We start from the raw sequence: 13,007 nt of genomic DNA, 5'->3' as shown, positions 1-13,007 counted from the left end.
CGGCCGCCCACCCGCCGTGTGCCCCCGTCCGTCACGTGCGATTGACTTGGCCTGATGCAATTGCTTACATGTTTTCTCGCCGTCACGGTGGTCCGTGGCGGCCGATTCGACATTGAGGCAACGCGTTCGATGAGCAGTTTGCGCGGCGTTCTATGCGCCTTTCTCGCCGGCGCCAGTATGGCTGCCACGGCGGGGCAGTTCGGTACCACGGTGGCCATGCAGAGCCGGGATTCGGTCACCTATTACGTTGCCGTCCAGATCTCTGGACTGGGCGCCGCGGACCTGATGGTGGACACCGGCTCCGGCTACATGACGATCAACGAGGAGATGCTCGCCCAGCTGCAGCGCGCCGGCCAGGTGCGCTATCTGCGTCAGTTGCGCGGGCGGCTGGCCAACGGCCGTACGCTCGAGGTGCCGGTGTACAACATCGCGTCACTGAGCATCGGCGACGGGTGCTGGCTCGAGAATGTCGAGGCTGCGGTGTTTCCCGGTAAAACCCGCGCCATCCTCGGGCTCAACGCGTTGCAGCGTGCTGCGCCCTTCGTGTTTTCCTTCGATCCGCCTCAGCTGGTCCTGAGCAACTGCAAGGGCAGCTCGACGGTGGCCGCCGTGGCTGAGACGGATCTGGCGGCACTGGACGAACATGTGCCCGGGCCGACGGCAGAGACGCCCCGACCGTAGACGGGAAAACCCCGGCCCGAAGGCCGGGGTTCGTGCGCTGCGGCGCCTCGATTCACCGGTGGGTTACTGCGGCTGTTCCGGCGTGGTCGGCTTCGGCATGATCTCCGCAGGAGCGGTGGGTGAGCCGGCAGCCCCCGGCGTCACATCGTCCCGCGGTGCGGTGCCGGCATTGGGTTGCGCGCCGCGATCCTGCCCAGCGCCCGGCACGGGCTCGAAGGCCGAGAACTCGCTGATCGGCTGGTCTTTGGGTTCCAGCGCGACATAGTTCTCCTCTTTGTAGCCCTCGCTGGCGGCGGTCAGCGCCTCCTTGGTCTGCGAGACGGTCAGCTTGCCATTGACGACCTTCAGCTGGTCGAACGGCACGGCGGCTTCCTTGTCACCGATGCCGAGCAGGCCGCCCATGGAGATCACCACCTTCACGCCTTGCTTGGCGGCATCGCTCACGACCGACTCGATCTCACCGATGTGCTTGCCGTCGGGCCCGAAGACTTCCTTGCCCTCGAGCTGATCCGGGGTGAGGCCGGCGAGATCGCCCTGACGGAGCATCTGGTCGCTACGCGAGGCGCTGCTGGCTGGGTCCTGTTGCATCCGGGGCTTGCCGGCCGGCGCCGTGCTTTCCTGCGCGGCTTTACCCGGCGCGACCTTGCCTTCGGTTTCAGCCCATACCGGACTGGCCGCGAAGGCGGCGATCGATGCGGCGATCAGCGTATTTTTGAAACGTGCGTTCATTTCATCCTCCTGTGTCGTGATGTTGCCGACGGCGTCGTCGGGACCACACCCCGGTCGGTAAGACCGGCGGCGTCTCCAGAAGCACCGGGCGGAGCCCCCGCAGCCATGCTGCACACGGCAGATCGATGCGGTTCGGCGGGTCAATGCCCTCTGCTGCTAGTCGGGCGTACTCATACCCTCGTGATACCGCTCACGCGATATGGGTTTGACTTCGGAACTGGGCAAGGTCACCTCCTCGTCATGGCGCTCATCCCGAAAGCGGATGGCACCCGCGTCGCCTTCGTCGTCCACGTCGGTCGTGTAGTACTGCCGGCCGGTGGTCGGGTCGGTGACCTGGAAGTAACTGGTGCATGCGCCCAACAGGGTCGCCCCCAAGGCGACGGCTGCGATATGGCGTGTCTTGATGTCCATGGCTGCCCCCGTGATTGCTGGATGGGATCGACCCTGCCGCTAGGCGATGGAACGAACCCGATTCCGATGACTTCATGATAGGGAGCGGGCCTTTGGGCCGCAGTCGGTCGAGGCTGAAAGCGATGTAGGACGGCGCCTACGCCGAATTCATGGCATCCGCTCGGGCGTCAGCCGGCCCACATGTCATGACCAAAAGGCGCGCGTCTACAGGCGGCGGAGGGGGGCGGAAGGCGGGGGGCTACCGCGCGATGGCGGGGGCGGCAGGAGGGGCCAGCGCGATGCTGGAAAAATCGACCGGGAACGCTCTACTGGTAGGGGTGCCAGGTTCTCGGTGTCTTGCCTCGAACGGCAACATAGGAAAACGGCCAGAAAAGAAATCCGAGCAAGGCCAGGGTGACAATATTCTTGAAAACCGCATCGAAGGTTCTGGCATCGAACATGAGCGTGTGCAGGGTGTCGGAAAACACGCACAGCATCAGTATCGACAGCGGTATGGCCAGCACGCGTACGACAGGGTGAGTCTTTCGGCCTGGCGCAAGCAAGGAGGTGGCGTTGAATTTTTCCATGGGGAGATCCTTATGTCCCCCCGGTGGTGCAAGGCCGAAAGGCGTGGTGAGCGGGTTGTGTCTAGCGCACCGACATGTGAGATCGGCCAGCTGGCCATGTGTTTTTACGGTGTCATGATTTCATGACCGTACGAGTTGTCGATCGAACACAACCACTTGCCGTCGGTGTCTTGGATGAACACGTAGGTGGCTTTGCGCGTGCTTGTCGGCACGTTGGGCGCCGATATGACGGTATTGGCCAGCACCAGGGCGGTTCGGCCAGAGGCCAGAACCGTCATGCCCTCTTGGCTCACCTGCAATCCATTCTTGAAATAAGCGGCAATCGCCTCGAACGCTTTTCTGATGGCGTCTTTGCCCACGGCATGTCTTCCCGGTTCGACAACCAGTACGGCATCGTCCGTGTAGATGTCGAGCAGCGTGTCAAAATCTTCCGCCACGATGGCTGCATCCGCCTTTTCGATTTGAGCAACGACTGGGTGCTTGTCCATGGTCTTGCCTTTCTTGGCACGAGTGTTCGGGGCTGCTGTCCTGAGCGTGGCGGCATGATGGTTCGTGCGCGCCCGGCACCGGCCCGAAGTTGTGGGGTGAAAGCCGCCGGTGAGCGTCCCGGCCAGGCCTCGTCATGCGTCGAAGATACCCGCGGGACGATGACAGGGGCAATGCCGTGGCCGCGAGTCCGATGACAAGCGGCGCAACGAGGCGGACAGCGGCTGCATGCAAGGCCAAGGATCACTGCGATCCATCGGCCCGAACAGACGACGAGCGGCCCAGCAGCGCCGATACACGAGCGGACCGGCTGCACACAAAGCCGTAAGCTGCGGGAAACGGCCGTGGCCGACATGGGGAAAAATCGATGGGAATGCAGATCGGATGATGGAGAACGCAGAATATTCGATGACGTCGCGATTGAGGCGGCTGGCCTTGTCGCGGCAAGGCCTGGTGGCGCCGTCGCCGTTTGGCACCGGTGTTTCGGGCACCCGCCGCGCCATCGAGCATCTGGGCTATGTGCAGATCGATACGCTGTCGGTGGTCGAGCGGGCGCATCACCATGTGCTATGGAGCCGGGTGCCGGGCTATGAACCCAGCCACTTGAACCGGCTGATTGGCGAGCGGCATATTTTTGAGCACTGGTTCCATGCCGCGTCGTATCTGCCCATGCGCGACTATCGGTATGCCTTGGTGCACATGGCGTCGATACGCAGCGGCGAGAGGCCCTATTTCAGCAATGTCGACAAACGCCTGATGCACGAGATCCTGGCCCGCGTGAAGGCCGAGGGGGAGTTGCGGGTGCGCGACATCGACACGGGAAAATCGCGTCAGGGCAGTTGGTGGAACTGGGGGCCGGGTCGGCGCGCCCTCGACAAGCTGTTCATGCAGGGCGACCTGATGGTCTGCGGCCGCGATGGCATGGAGAAAGTCTATGACCTCACCGAGCGCTGCCTGCCCGAAGGCATCGATCTGAGCCTACCCACGCTGAGCGACTACGCGGCCTGGTTGTTCGACACCACACGCCGCGCGCATGGCGTGTTCACCTGGAAACAACTTCTGCACCTGAAGACCGGCAAGCCCCTGCGGGAGGCGATGCGCCAGGTGCTCGACGCGCATATCGACGCCGGCACGGTGAAGGCGCTGGACGACGCCGACGGGCCGCTCGTCTATGTGGATACCGACGCGCTCGCGCAGGCGCCGACGGTCGATGGCGCGGTGAAAGTGCTGTCGCCCTTCGACAACGCGGTCATCCACCGCGATCGCCTGAGTGCGCTGTTTGGCTTCGATTACCGGATCGAGTGCTACGTTGCCGCGCCCAAGCGCGTGTTCGGCTACTTCTGCCTGCCGATTCTGTATGGCGACCGCTTCGTCGGGCGTGTCGACTGCAAGGCGCATCGGGCCGAACGGCGATTCGAGGTGTTGAGCCTGCATCTCGAAGCCGGGCCCCTGGCGCGCGAGCCGTTCTTTCCCGCGCTACGCGGCGAGCTGCAACGGTTCGCCGATTTCAACCAATGCCCGCAACTCGACGATCGTGTGGTCGGCAAGGCGCAGCGCCGCCGTGCCGGTACCACCGTTCGCCAACGTGGCGGCGCATGACGGGAGGTATGTGCTTGTGATCACGGGAGAATGTTTTTGCGGTGCCCTGCGCTATGAAATCAGCGCGCCGCTGAGCCGGGCCCAGGCCTGCCACTGCTCGCGGTGCCGCAAGGCGTTCAGCGGCGCGTCGTCCGCCTTTGCCGAGCTGTCCTCGCCCGAGTCGTTTCGCTGGGTGGCCGGCGAGGCGCAGTTGCGGCAATACACCTCGCAGGCGGGGTGGGGGATCGGCTTTTGCAGCACCTGCGGGTCCACCCTGTGCGGTCTGTATCAAGGCCGGGTGATGGGAGTTACCCTCGGCACCGTCAACGGCAACCCCGGGATCGAGATCGGGGAGCACATCTTCGTCGCCTCGAAGGCGCCCTGGGATCATATCGGTGGTTCGGCGCCGCAGTTCGCCGAGTGGCCACCGTGGCATAACGGCACGCCAGGCGACGCGCTATGAACATCTTCATCGCCACCTATGGCTCGCGGGGCGACGTCCAACCCTACATCGCCCTGGGGAAGGGGCTGCAAGCGGCCGGGCATGAGGTCACCCTCGCCACCAGCGAGCGCTTCCGCGAGGAGGTGGAAGCGCACGGCCTGCACTTTGGCTACATGAACGACACCATGCTGGCGATCCTGGATACGGACCAGGGGCGCGAGATGCTGGAGAACACCCGCAGCGCGTTCGCGGTAGTCAAGCGCACCTTCAGCATGATGAAACAGGTCGGCCCCCTGCAGCGCCGCCTGCTGCAGGAAGGCTGGGACGCCGCCAGGCAATGCCAACCCGACCTGATCATCTTTCACCCGAAAGCCTACGGCGGCCCCCTGTATGCCGAAAAGCTCGGCGTGCCGGTGATCCTGGCGCTGGTGATTCCCATGCTGGTGCCGACGGCGGAACACCCCCACCTGGGCTTTCCGGATCTGAAGCTGGGCGCCGCCTACAACCGCATGACCCACGCCCTGGTCAAGCGCCTGATGGGGCTGTCTGCCGGCAAGCCGGTGAAGGCCTGGCGCGCGGCCAACGGTCTGCCGCGGCAGGGGCGATTCGATGTCCTGCATACCCATGCGGGCAAGGCCATTCCCGTTCTGTGCGGATTCAGCCGGCATGTGGTTCCGCCGCCGACCGACTGGCCCGAGACCGTGACAACCACCGGCTACTGGTTTCTCGACGGCCATGACCACTGGACGCCGCCGCCTGCGCTGGCTGACTTTCTCGCCGCCGGGCCGCCGCCGGTCTATGTCGGCTTCGGCTCCATGGCCGGCCGTGACCCGCAGCGCCTCGGCCGGATCGTGATCGACGCCCTGCAACACGCCGGCGTGCGCGGCATCGTCGCGACCGGCTGGGGCGGCCTGCAGATCGACGCCCCGCTGCCGGACAGCATCCTGCGCATCGAGCAGGCGCCGCACGACTGGCTGTTTCCGCGCATGGCGACGGTGGTGCATCACGGCGGCGCCGGCACCACCGCCGCCGCCCTGCGCGCGGGCAAGCCCTCGGTGATCGTGCCGTTCTTCGGCGATCAGCCCTATTGGGCGCGGCGCGTCCATGCCCTGGGGGCCGGCAGCCGCCCCCTGCCGCAAAAAACGCTGACCGTCGAGGCGCTCGCCGCCGCCATCAACGGCGTTGACGCCGGTGTCCGCGAAAAGGCGGCCGCGCTGGGGGCGGCGATTCGCAACGAGGACGGCATCGGGAACGCGGTGGCCCAGATCGAAAAGCTCATGGGCGGTGCCTGAGGTGGCGCCTCCGACAAGCCACTGCGATTCACCGCCGGTGCCGGTTCTGAACGACAGGGAGGCCGCGTCATGCCCATGCCTGACCGCATCACACTACGGCCGGCGAAGCCGGGCGAAGGCCCGCTGCTGAGCGCATTGGCCTTTCGATCGAAGTGCCACTGGGGCTACTCCCCCGCGTTCATGGCGGCCTGCCGTGCCGAACTGACGGTGTCGGAAGCGGATATCGCCAACCCGGCGCGCCATTACCACGTGGCCGAGTCCGGCGGAGCGGTCGTCGGCTTCTACGCGCTCGAACGCACGCCCCCGAATCACTACGAACTGGAGGCCCTGTTCGTGGAGCCGAAACATATCGGCCACGGTGTCGGCCGAGCCCTGATCGAACACGCCAAGTCGCATGCCCGGCGCCTGGGCGCCATGTCGATACGCATTCAGGGAGACCCGAACGCGATGTCGTTCTATCTTGCCGCCGGCGGCCTTCAGGTCGGAACGCGCGAGTCGGCCAGCATCCCCGGCCGCGACCTGCCGGTATTCTGCATACCCTTGGCGTGATCGCGGCACGCCGCCCCCCGTCATCGCACGACAACAAGGAGCGCAGCCCCATGGAATACCGCCTCATCGATGAAACCAGCACGGACGAAGTGGCACGGCTCGCGGTGTGCCTGACCAACGAGATCATCGAAAGGACCGGGGTCAAGCACTTCGACGTGGACCTGCCCCTGGCGATGGCGCTGTGCGACGAATTCGTTCGGCAGGGGCAGTACAGCGTGATCGCCGCCTTCGACGGCGCCACCATCGTCGGCTTTGGCGCCCTGTGCGAATGCCGCTCCCTCTATGCCGAAGGCAGCTTCGGCACCATTCAGGAGTTCTACGTGCTGCCCGACTACCGGTCCCGGAACATCGGCAAGGCATTGCTCGGCGAAATCATTGCGTTTGCCAAGCGAAAAGGCTGGAAACGGCTGGAGCTGTGCACGCCCCCGGTGCCGGAGTTCGATCGCACCGTCGCCTTCTACCAGGCCAACGGCTTCGAGATCACGGGCGGCTACAAAATGAAATACGCCATCGGGTAGCCCGCCGCCGGGTGGAGCCTGCCGCCAGCCCCGTCCCACCCGGTGCGCGACACCCAGGCGAACTGATCCGGCCGCATGGCGTCCCACAGGTATTTGGCCTGAAAGACCGGAGGGCATGAACACACGGCATCCATCCACCGACAACATCATCGAGCGCCCCATTCTTCGGGAAGGCGCCACCTGCTGGCGTCGCGCGCATGCCGACAGACTGCGTTTTCTGATCGATGGCGCGGCGTATTTTCATGCACTGCGCGAGGCGCTGAAGCAGGCGACCCGGCGCATCTTCATCATCGGCTGGGACATCAACAGCCAGCTGGAACTGTTGCGCGACGGCGATCACCCCGGATCCACCGCCGCATGCGACGACGGCTTGCCGGTGGCGCTCGGTGCGCTGCTGACGACACTGGCCGACACCCGGCCCGGGCTCGACATCCATGTGCTCAATTGGGACTACGCGCTGCTCTACGCGCCGGATCGCGAGGCCTTGTCGCAGCTCCGGCTCGGCTGGACCAGCCCGGCGAACATTCACTACAGGGTCGACGACTGCCATCCCGTGGGCGCCTGCCAGCATCAGAAGCTGGTGGTCATCGACGATGCGCTGGCCTTCGTCGGCGGCATCGACCTGGCCCTCGGGCGGTGGGACACGCCGGCGCATCGGCCTAACGATCGCCGCCGGATCGAAAACGGCGAGGGGCCGCCGCGCCCCTTCCATGACGTCCATCTGCTCGTGGCCGGCGAAGCGGCGCAGGCGCTCGGCGCGCTGGCGCGGGAGCGCTGGGCGTGCGCAAGTGACGAGGCCTTGCCGGCGATCGACACGCCGCCGGCCAGCGACACCATGTGGCCGGCGGCAGTGCCGGTCGACGCGAGCGCGCTCGACATCGCGATCGCGCGCACGCAGCCGGCCTACAAGGGCGTACCGGAAGTGCGCGAGATCGAAGCGCAGATCGTCGCCGCGCTGCAACAGGCCAAGCGCTACATCTACCTGGAAAACCAGTACCTGACGGCCAATTGCGTTGCCGAGCAATTGGCGCAGAAACTGCGGGAGCCCGGCGGCCCCGAAGTGATCCTCGTCCTGCCCTTCGAAACCGACGGCTGGTTGTCGCAATACACCATGGACGTGATTCGCGAGCGCATCATCAAGCGCCTGCGCGCCGAGGATCACGAAAGCCGCCTGCGGGTCTTCTACCCGCATGATCCGGCGCTGGGCGAGCACTACATGATCGTGCATTCCAAGGTCACGATCATCGACGATGCCTATCTGCGCATCGGCTCGGCCAACAACAACAACCGCTCGATGGGGCTGGATTCGGAACTCGACATCGCGCTCGAAGCGCACGGGCAGCACGCTGCCGAGGCCCGCCGGGCCATCGCGCTGTTTCGCGATCGTCTCCTCGGCGAACATCTGGCGGTCGACCCCGAGCGCTTCGCCGACACGCTCGCCCGCACCGGCTCGCTGATCGACACCCTCACGGCCCTGCACAAGCCCGACGGCCACTCGCTGTTCGCACTCCCGTTGAAAGTGCCGGCAGACGTCGACGAGCTGGTGCCGGAAGGCCGCTTCGTCGATCCCGAGCAACCGATCCAGGCCGACCTCCTCGTCAGGGAAGTCCTGGCCCGGCCCGAGAGCCGCCCCCTGTTCAGACGCGTTGCGCTGGGCGTCTACCTGTTGCTCGGCATCGCGGCGATGGCGGCCGCGCGGCGTTGGACACCGCTGTCGCAATGGCTGGATGTGCAGACGCTCACAACGCACATCGGCGCCTTGCCGCAACGCTGGTACGGCCCGCTGCTGATGATCGGCCTGATCATCGTCAGCACCCTGCTTGCCTTTCCCATCACGCTGATGAGCTCGGTGGTGATCTTGCTGTTCGGCCCGATCTTCGGCACGCTGCTTGCCCTGATCGGCGCCGTCTTGAGCGCGGCCTGCGGCCATGCCCTGGGGCACCGCCTGGGGCGCTCGACGGTCGAGAAGATCGCCGGCAACACAATGGGCCGCCTCGAGCGGCAACTGCACTCGCGCGGCCTGGCCACGGTGATCTTTGTGCGCATCGTCCCCATCGCGCCCTTCACGCTGATCAACATGGCCGCCGGCGCATTCAATTTCAAACGCGTCGATCTGCTGTTCGGCACCCTGATCGGCATGCTGCCGGGCCTCCTGTTGATCGCGCTCTTCATCGACCAGGTGACGGCCGTGATCGAACAGCCGGACCTGCCGACGTTTGCCATGTTTGCGGCGGCGCTCGGCGCGCTCCTGGTGGTCGTTTGGGGCGGTCGAAAATGGGTTCGCCGCCTGCGCGATGCCGCAGCCGCCCGCGATGCTTAGATTCGCCAGCTACAACGTCCACCGCTGTGTCGGCGTCGATGGCCGGCATGCGCCGGCGCGCATTCTCGCCGTCCTGAAGGCCCTGGGCGCCGACGCCATCGCATTGCAGGAGGTCGAAGCCACGCGCGACGAAAGCCTGGACTGCCTCCGGCACTGGTCACGCGAGTTGCAGATGCAGGTGGTGTATGGCCCGACCATGGCCTACGAAAACACGCAATACGGCAACGCGCTGCTCACCCGCCTGCCGGTCGCCCAATCGCGCCGCCTGGACCTGACCCTGCACCGGCGCGAACCCCGCGGCGCCATCATCGCCCGGCTGGAACACGGCGACCAACTGCTGGGCGTGATCGCAACGCACCTCGGCTTGCGCCCCTACGAACGCCGCCACCAGGTGCAGCAGATCTTGGCGCAACTGGATGACGAACCCGCGCTGCCGCGGGTCTTGATGGGCGATATCAACGAGTGGCTGCTGTGGGGGCGGCCGCTACGGCACCTCCATCGGTATTTTTCGGCCGTGCCGCATCGACGCAGCTTCCCGTCTCGCTGGCCCCTCTTTGCCCTCGACCGCATCTGGGTCAAACCCCGCATGTCGCTGCGGCGGATCGACACCCACCGCACGCCGCTGACACGCATCGCGTCCGACCATCTGCCGCTGGTGGCAGACATCGATTTCTAAGCGGGCGACGCCATCGGGCCGAGAGGCGGTCAGGTCAGGTGCTGCAGCACAGCGCTGGGTGCGATGCTGTAGGGCAGGGTAAAGAAGGCGACCGTGGCCACGGCCAACACCGTGCCGGTGACAACGGCGAGAAGTTCGCGGGAGAAAGCAGTCTGGCGGAATTTCATGTTGAGCTCCTTTGGCGCGGCGTGCGCGCATTGTCGTGACGACGTGGTGCCTGCCTGGCGACTCGCGCTGCCGATGCGCCAGCCGTGAATGCATTGTCGTCGGGTGGACTTGAACAGCGTCTGAAGTCCGCGTTCATCGTGCATTCATCGCCCGGCGCCCGAAAGAAAAACCCCCTGCCGACCCAGGGTCGGTAGGGGGCTGCGCAGGGCAGAAGCGCGAAGCGCATTCCGCAGCCTGAGGTGATAGAAGTGCCGCCGCTCGGCGGAAGCGCTTTGCTGACGCGTCCTGCGCCAGCGTCGCTCCGCGACTAGTCTGTATTTTGGCCAATTCGCCAAAGAACGCCCGACGGGTCAAACAGGCAAAAATCCCGCATTCTCCAGGGCTGCTCAGCCAAGTCGGTGACGCTGACCCCGTACTTTGAAAGCACGCCACTCTCGTGGACATGATTCCACCACGCGTCCACATCCTCGACGAGGATATGCATCATGAAGTTCTCCGCAAGCGCCTCTGCGCAGAAGTCCTGGAGCAAGAAGCTGACATGCCCAAAGTGAAAGTAGGCAATGCCGCCGCCTTCCGACGCCATGGTGAATCCGAGATCCTTGTAGAACTGCTTGGAAACCTCGAAGTCCTTCGACGGAACGAAAGCCTTGATTTCAGAGACCTTGAGATTCGCCAAGTCTTTCTCCTGTGATGTCGAACGCCGCCAATTCGTTCGAATAGCGACGAGGGGGCTGGTCAGTATCGCCGAAACGGAGGCGCCGGTCGGACGGAAAGCGACGCGGCGTCCGGCTCCCAGCAGGGGCTAATGGGTGACCCCACCGGTGTGTGACACCACCGGTGTGGACTTGTCCGTCCAGCGAAAGACCTCCACAAAGGTCGGGGTGGCGAGGGTGGGGGCGGGAAGTGCGGCGAGAATGGCTGTGGGTTTCATTCGGTCGTTGGGTGGTGTCGGTGTTGTGATCTTGTAAGTCGCAATGATTTTTCCTTAGCGGGGGCACAGGTAGGGCGGAAGAGCGAAGCGTATTCTGCCGTACGCATCCGCCGACGCGCGTTGGGATTCGTCGGCAGATCAAGCGCCTGCGAAGCTCAGTCGTTTCGGACGACTATCTCGATGTTCTGAAGGCTTGCGCTGTCGCCCGCCTGCTCGACGTACTGGATGTCCAGCGTGTCGTGCGCGAAGACGGCGCGTACCGGGGCGCCTCGATCTGCGTCGACGTAGGCTTCGCCAATGGCATCGCGGTCGGCCCGGCCGCAGGCATCGAACGACGGCTTGTGGTCATACAGGACAAGGAAGCTCGCCTTGTCGCTGACGCCGCTTGTTTTCAGGTAGAGGTAGTAGCGCGTCTGTCCGGAATCGACCTGCGTGATCTCCTGGACGGTGTCGGCGACGCCGCAGTCATCCTTTTCTGCGCATGCGCTCAGCAGGCCAAGTGCCGTCAGCCAGACGAACAGGTGTTTTGCCTGCATCATTTTTCCCACCATTCAGTCCATGTGGCAGCGTACGCAAAGTCCTGTGCGACGCCTATGGTGGTGAGATGCTGGGAGAGACCGTCCGGGAGCTTCAGAACAAAACCATCGGCCAGGGGGATGTTCGTGACGTGACCGGCACTGAACGGTTCGAAGTCGTAGAGGCTTTCCACTTTCCAAGTCGAGAAGAACAGGCCATTTGCGTTCCTGACAGTGCTCACGCTCAGAAAGAATCGGTTGTCAGTGTTCTTCAGCCGCTGATTGGATTGCTCGGCGAGCAGGCAACCGTTGGGGAGCAGGCGACCTTTGGATTGAAAGTTTCGCCCATGTTGCAAGGATCTGGCCTGCGCGGTTTGCAGGAAACCTGCATCACTGCTTTTGAGCGGGGTGAAGCTGCGCTTTTTGGTGACTTGCTCCTTGATGTAGGCTTTGAGGGCGATCATCGTGTCTTTGACGATGACCGACGTCTGGTAGACAGTCGAGCCGATCTTGATGGATTGCCCGCGGCCGTTCACATAGTGATCGGCCAAGCGTGCCGCCTCTGCATATCCGCGAATGGTGCCGCCCCACCACAGCGCCTCGAAGAGTTCGGTCATGAACTCCTTCTCGTCATCGGTAAATGGTCGGCCGGACTGGCCTTTGCAGGCCAGGTAGTCCACCGTGTTCTGGATCAAGTCGAAACTGGCTTGCGACTGAAGTAGCCGCACTTTGCCCATCTGCCAAAGCGGTGCGCCGGGAATGTTGTCCCGGTCTTCAAGACATTTGTTGCTTGCGGTGGCGATTTTTTCGATACCCATGGCGACTTGTCCATGATTGGGGGCGTGAGTCCGAGGATGAATTGCATGCCGACATCCATCCGCGTACCCGGCATTTCTTGAAAAATGACGTGTGACTATACCGAATTTCCTTGTGCGGGTGTGCTCGAACGGGATAGTCGCGGCCGGTTCCCCGTACGGTTGTCACCCGGCCGAGGTCCGCCGGCACGGTACCCCTCAAGGCAATGCTCTCAACTTAAGCCGCCTTGTATGCCAAATGCAAATGCGGCTTGACTCTGGCCGGTCTTGGGTAGCTTCGTCCAGACTGGATGCGGCATCTGTTTTTGGCGATCGTCGCCAGCACCGCGG

Annotated in this window: 16 protein-coding genes; 8 read left to right on the top strand and 8 right to left on the bottom strand. The window is 64.3% G+C overall.

Features of this window, described 5'->3' with window-relative positions; translation table 11 throughout:
* The first annotated feature begins 129 nt into the window (after positions 1–129).
* Entirely contained in the window at positions 130–681 is a 552-nt protein-coding gene (locus I8J34_RS16715) for a retropepsin-like aspartic protease family protein (RefSeq protein ID WP_214362776.1), read from the top strand.
* 63 nt (positions 682–744) lie between these two features.
* Here I8J34_RS16715 and I8J34_RS16710 read toward each other — a convergent pair whose 3' ends face one another.
* The 4 genes from I8J34_RS16710 to I8J34_RS16695 all read right to left on the bottom strand — a co-directional run bounded on the left by I8J34_RS16710 (position 745) and on the right by I8J34_RS16695 (position 2,875).
* On the bottom strand, positions 745–1,410 hold the full coding sequence (locus tag I8J34_RS16710) for a PRC-barrel domain-containing protein (RefSeq protein WP_214362775.1): 666 nt from the start codon (positions 1,408–1,410) through the stop codon (positions 745–747).
* Between the two features lie 156 nt (positions 1,411–1,566).
* On the bottom strand, positions 1,567–1,821 hold the full coding sequence (locus I8J34_RS16705; protein WP_214362774.1) for a hypothetical protein: 255 nt from the start codon (positions 1,819–1,821) through the stop codon (positions 1,567–1,569).
* Positions 1,822–2,126: 305 nt separating this feature from the next.
* A complete protein-coding gene (locus I8J34_RS16700) occupies positions 2,127–2,387 on the bottom strand; it encodes a hypothetical protein (RefSeq protein ID WP_214362773.1) in 261 nt (86 codons plus the stop codon).
* Between the two features lie 104 nt (positions 2,388–2,491).
* A complete protein-coding gene (locus I8J34_RS16695) occupies positions 2,492–2,875 on the bottom strand; it encodes a YybH family protein (protein ID WP_214362772.1) in 384 nt (127 codons plus the stop codon).
* 406 nt (positions 2,876–3,281) lie between these two features.
* On the opposite strand from I8J34_RS16695, the gene I8J34_RS16690 reads away from it, so the two are divergent.
* The 7 genes from I8J34_RS16690 to I8J34_RS16660 all read left to right on the top strand — a co-directional run bounded on the left by I8J34_RS16690 (position 3,282) and on the right by I8J34_RS16660 (position 10,248).
* Positions 3,282–4,472 (top strand): winged helix-turn-helix domain-containing protein, encoded by a 1,191-nt coding sequence (locus I8J34_RS16690; protein WP_214362771.1) that lies wholly within the window; start codon positions 3,282–3,284, stop codon positions 4,470–4,472.
* A 10-nt stretch (positions 4,473–4,482) separates the two neighbouring features.
* Entirely contained in the window at positions 4,483–4,914 is a 432-nt protein-coding gene (locus I8J34_RS16685) for a GFA family protein (RefSeq protein WP_214362770.1), read from the top strand.
* Positions 4,911–6,185, top strand: a complete 1,275-nt coding sequence (locus I8J34_RS16680; RefSeq protein ID WP_214362769.1) for a glycosyltransferase — start codon at positions 4,911–4,913, stop codon at positions 6,183–6,185. The genes I8J34_RS16685 and I8J34_RS16680 overlap by 4 nt, the downstream gene beginning before the upstream one ends.
* A 69-nt stretch (positions 6,186–6,254) precedes the next feature.
* On the top strand, positions 6,255–6,734 hold the full coding sequence (locus I8J34_RS16675) for a GNAT family N-acetyltransferase (RefSeq protein ID WP_214362768.1): 480 nt from the start codon (positions 6,255–6,257) through the stop codon (positions 6,732–6,734).
* Between the two features lie 50 nt (positions 6,735–6,784).
* The gene (locus I8J34_RS16670) at positions 6,785–7,252 is read left to right on the top strand and encodes a GNAT family N-acetyltransferase (RefSeq protein WP_214362767.1); all 468 of its coding nucleotides are present in this window, start codon (positions 6,785–6,787) and stop codon (positions 7,250–7,252) included.
* A 115-nt stretch (positions 7,253–7,367) separates the two neighbouring features.
* The gene (locus I8J34_RS16665) at positions 7,368–9,572 is read left to right on the top strand and encodes a VTT domain-containing protein (RefSeq protein WP_214362766.1); all 2,205 of its coding nucleotides are present in this window, start codon (positions 7,368–7,370) and stop codon (positions 9,570–9,572) included.
* On the top strand, positions 9,565–10,248 hold the full coding sequence (locus I8J34_RS16660) for an endonuclease/exonuclease/phosphatase family protein (RefSeq protein ID WP_214362765.1): 684 nt from the start codon (positions 9,565–9,567) through the stop codon (positions 10,246–10,248). Before I8J34_RS16665 ends, I8J34_RS16660 begins: the two co-directional genes overlap by 8 nt.
* 29 nt (positions 10,249–10,277) lie before the next feature.
* On the opposite strand, the gene I8J34_RS16655 is transcribed toward I8J34_RS16660, so the two are convergent.
* The 4 genes from I8J34_RS16655 to I8J34_RS16640 all read right to left on the bottom strand — a co-directional run bounded on the left by I8J34_RS16655 (position 10,278) and on the right by I8J34_RS16640 (position 12,680).
* On the bottom strand, positions 10,278–10,415 hold the full coding sequence (locus tag I8J34_RS16655) for a hypothetical protein (protein ID WP_214362764.1): 138 nt from the start codon (positions 10,413–10,415) through the stop codon (positions 10,278–10,280).
* A 308-nt stretch (positions 10,416–10,723) separates the two neighbouring features.
* Positions 10,724–11,092 (bottom strand): VOC family protein, encoded by a 369-nt coding sequence (locus I8J34_RS16650; RefSeq protein WP_214362763.1) that lies wholly within the window; start codon positions 11,090–11,092, stop codon positions 10,724–10,726.
* A gap of 410 nt (positions 11,093–11,502) precedes the next feature.
* Complete coding sequence (locus I8J34_RS16645) at positions 11,503–11,886, bottom strand: hypothetical protein (RefSeq protein ID WP_214362762.1); 384 nt, start codon at positions 11,884–11,886, stop codon at positions 11,503–11,505.
* Positions 11,883–12,680, bottom strand: a complete 798-nt coding sequence (locus I8J34_RS16640; protein WP_214362761.1) for a hypothetical protein — start codon at positions 12,678–12,680, stop codon at positions 11,883–11,885. Before I8J34_RS16640 ends, I8J34_RS16645 begins: the two co-directional genes overlap by 4 nt.
* Between the last annotated feature and the right edge of the window lie 327 nt (positions 12,681–13,007).

Origin of the sequence: Denitromonas iodatirespirans (genome assembly GCF_018524365.1) — a bacterium.
Classification (GTDB): domain Bacteria; phylum Pseudomonadota; class Gammaproteobacteria; order Burkholderiales; family Rhodocyclaceae; genus Nitrogeniibacter; species Nitrogeniibacter iodatirespirans.
The sequence above is the reverse complement of the archived record's forward strand: the minus strand, read 5'-3'. Positions and strand labels throughout refer to the sequence as shown.

Coding starts and splice junctions, on each gene's coding strand:
- I8J34_RS16655 (WP_214362764.1), bottom strand. CDS start 10,415: ATGAAATTCCGCCAGACTGCTTTCTCCCGCGAACTTCTCGCCGTTGTC.
- I8J34_RS16705 (WP_214362774.1), bottom strand. CDS start 1,821: ATGGACATCAAGACACGCCATATCGCAGCCGTCGCCTTGGGGGCGACC.
- I8J34_RS16670 (WP_214362767.1), top strand. CDS start 6,785: ATGGAATACCGCCTCATCGATGAAACCAGCACGGACGAAGTGGCACGG.
- I8J34_RS16665 (WP_214362766.1), top strand. CDS start 7,368: ATGAACACACGGCATCCATCCACCGACAACATCATCGAGCGCCCCATT.
- I8J34_RS16660 (WP_214362765.1), top strand. CDS start 9,565: ATGCTTAGATTCGCCAGCTACAACGTCCACCGCTGTGTCGGCGTCGAT.
- I8J34_RS16680 (WP_214362769.1), top strand. CDS start 4,911: ATGAACATCTTCATCGCCACCTATGGCTCGCGGGGCGACGTCCAACCC.
- I8J34_RS16645 (WP_214362762.1), bottom strand. CDS start 11,886: ATGATGCAGGCAAAACACCTGTTCGTCTGGCTGACGGCACTTGGCCTG.
- I8J34_RS16710 (WP_214362775.1), bottom strand. CDS start 1,410: ATGAACGCACGTTTCAAAAATACGCTGATCGCCGCATCGATCGCCGCC.
- I8J34_RS16715 (WP_214362776.1), top strand. CDS start 130: ATGAGCAGTTTGCGCGGCGTTCTATGCGCCTTTCTCGCCGGCGCCAGT.
- I8J34_RS16675 (WP_214362768.1), top strand. CDS start 6,255: ATGCCCATGCCTGACCGCATCACACTACGGCCGGCGAAGCCGGGCGAA.
- I8J34_RS16695 (WP_214362772.1), bottom strand. CDS start 2,875: ATGGACAAGCACCCAGTCGTTGCTCAAATCGAAAAGGCGGATGCAGCC.
- I8J34_RS16700 (WP_214362773.1), bottom strand. CDS start 2,387: ATGGAAAAATTCAACGCCACCTCCTTGCTTGCGCCAGGCCGAAAGACT.
- I8J34_RS16690 (WP_214362771.1), top strand. CDS start 3,282: ATGACGTCGCGATTGAGGCGGCTGGCCTTGTCGCGGCAAGGCCTGGTG.
- I8J34_RS16640 (WP_214362761.1), bottom strand. CDS start 12,680: ATGGGTATCGAAAAAATCGCCACCGCAAGCAACAAATGTCTTGAAGAC.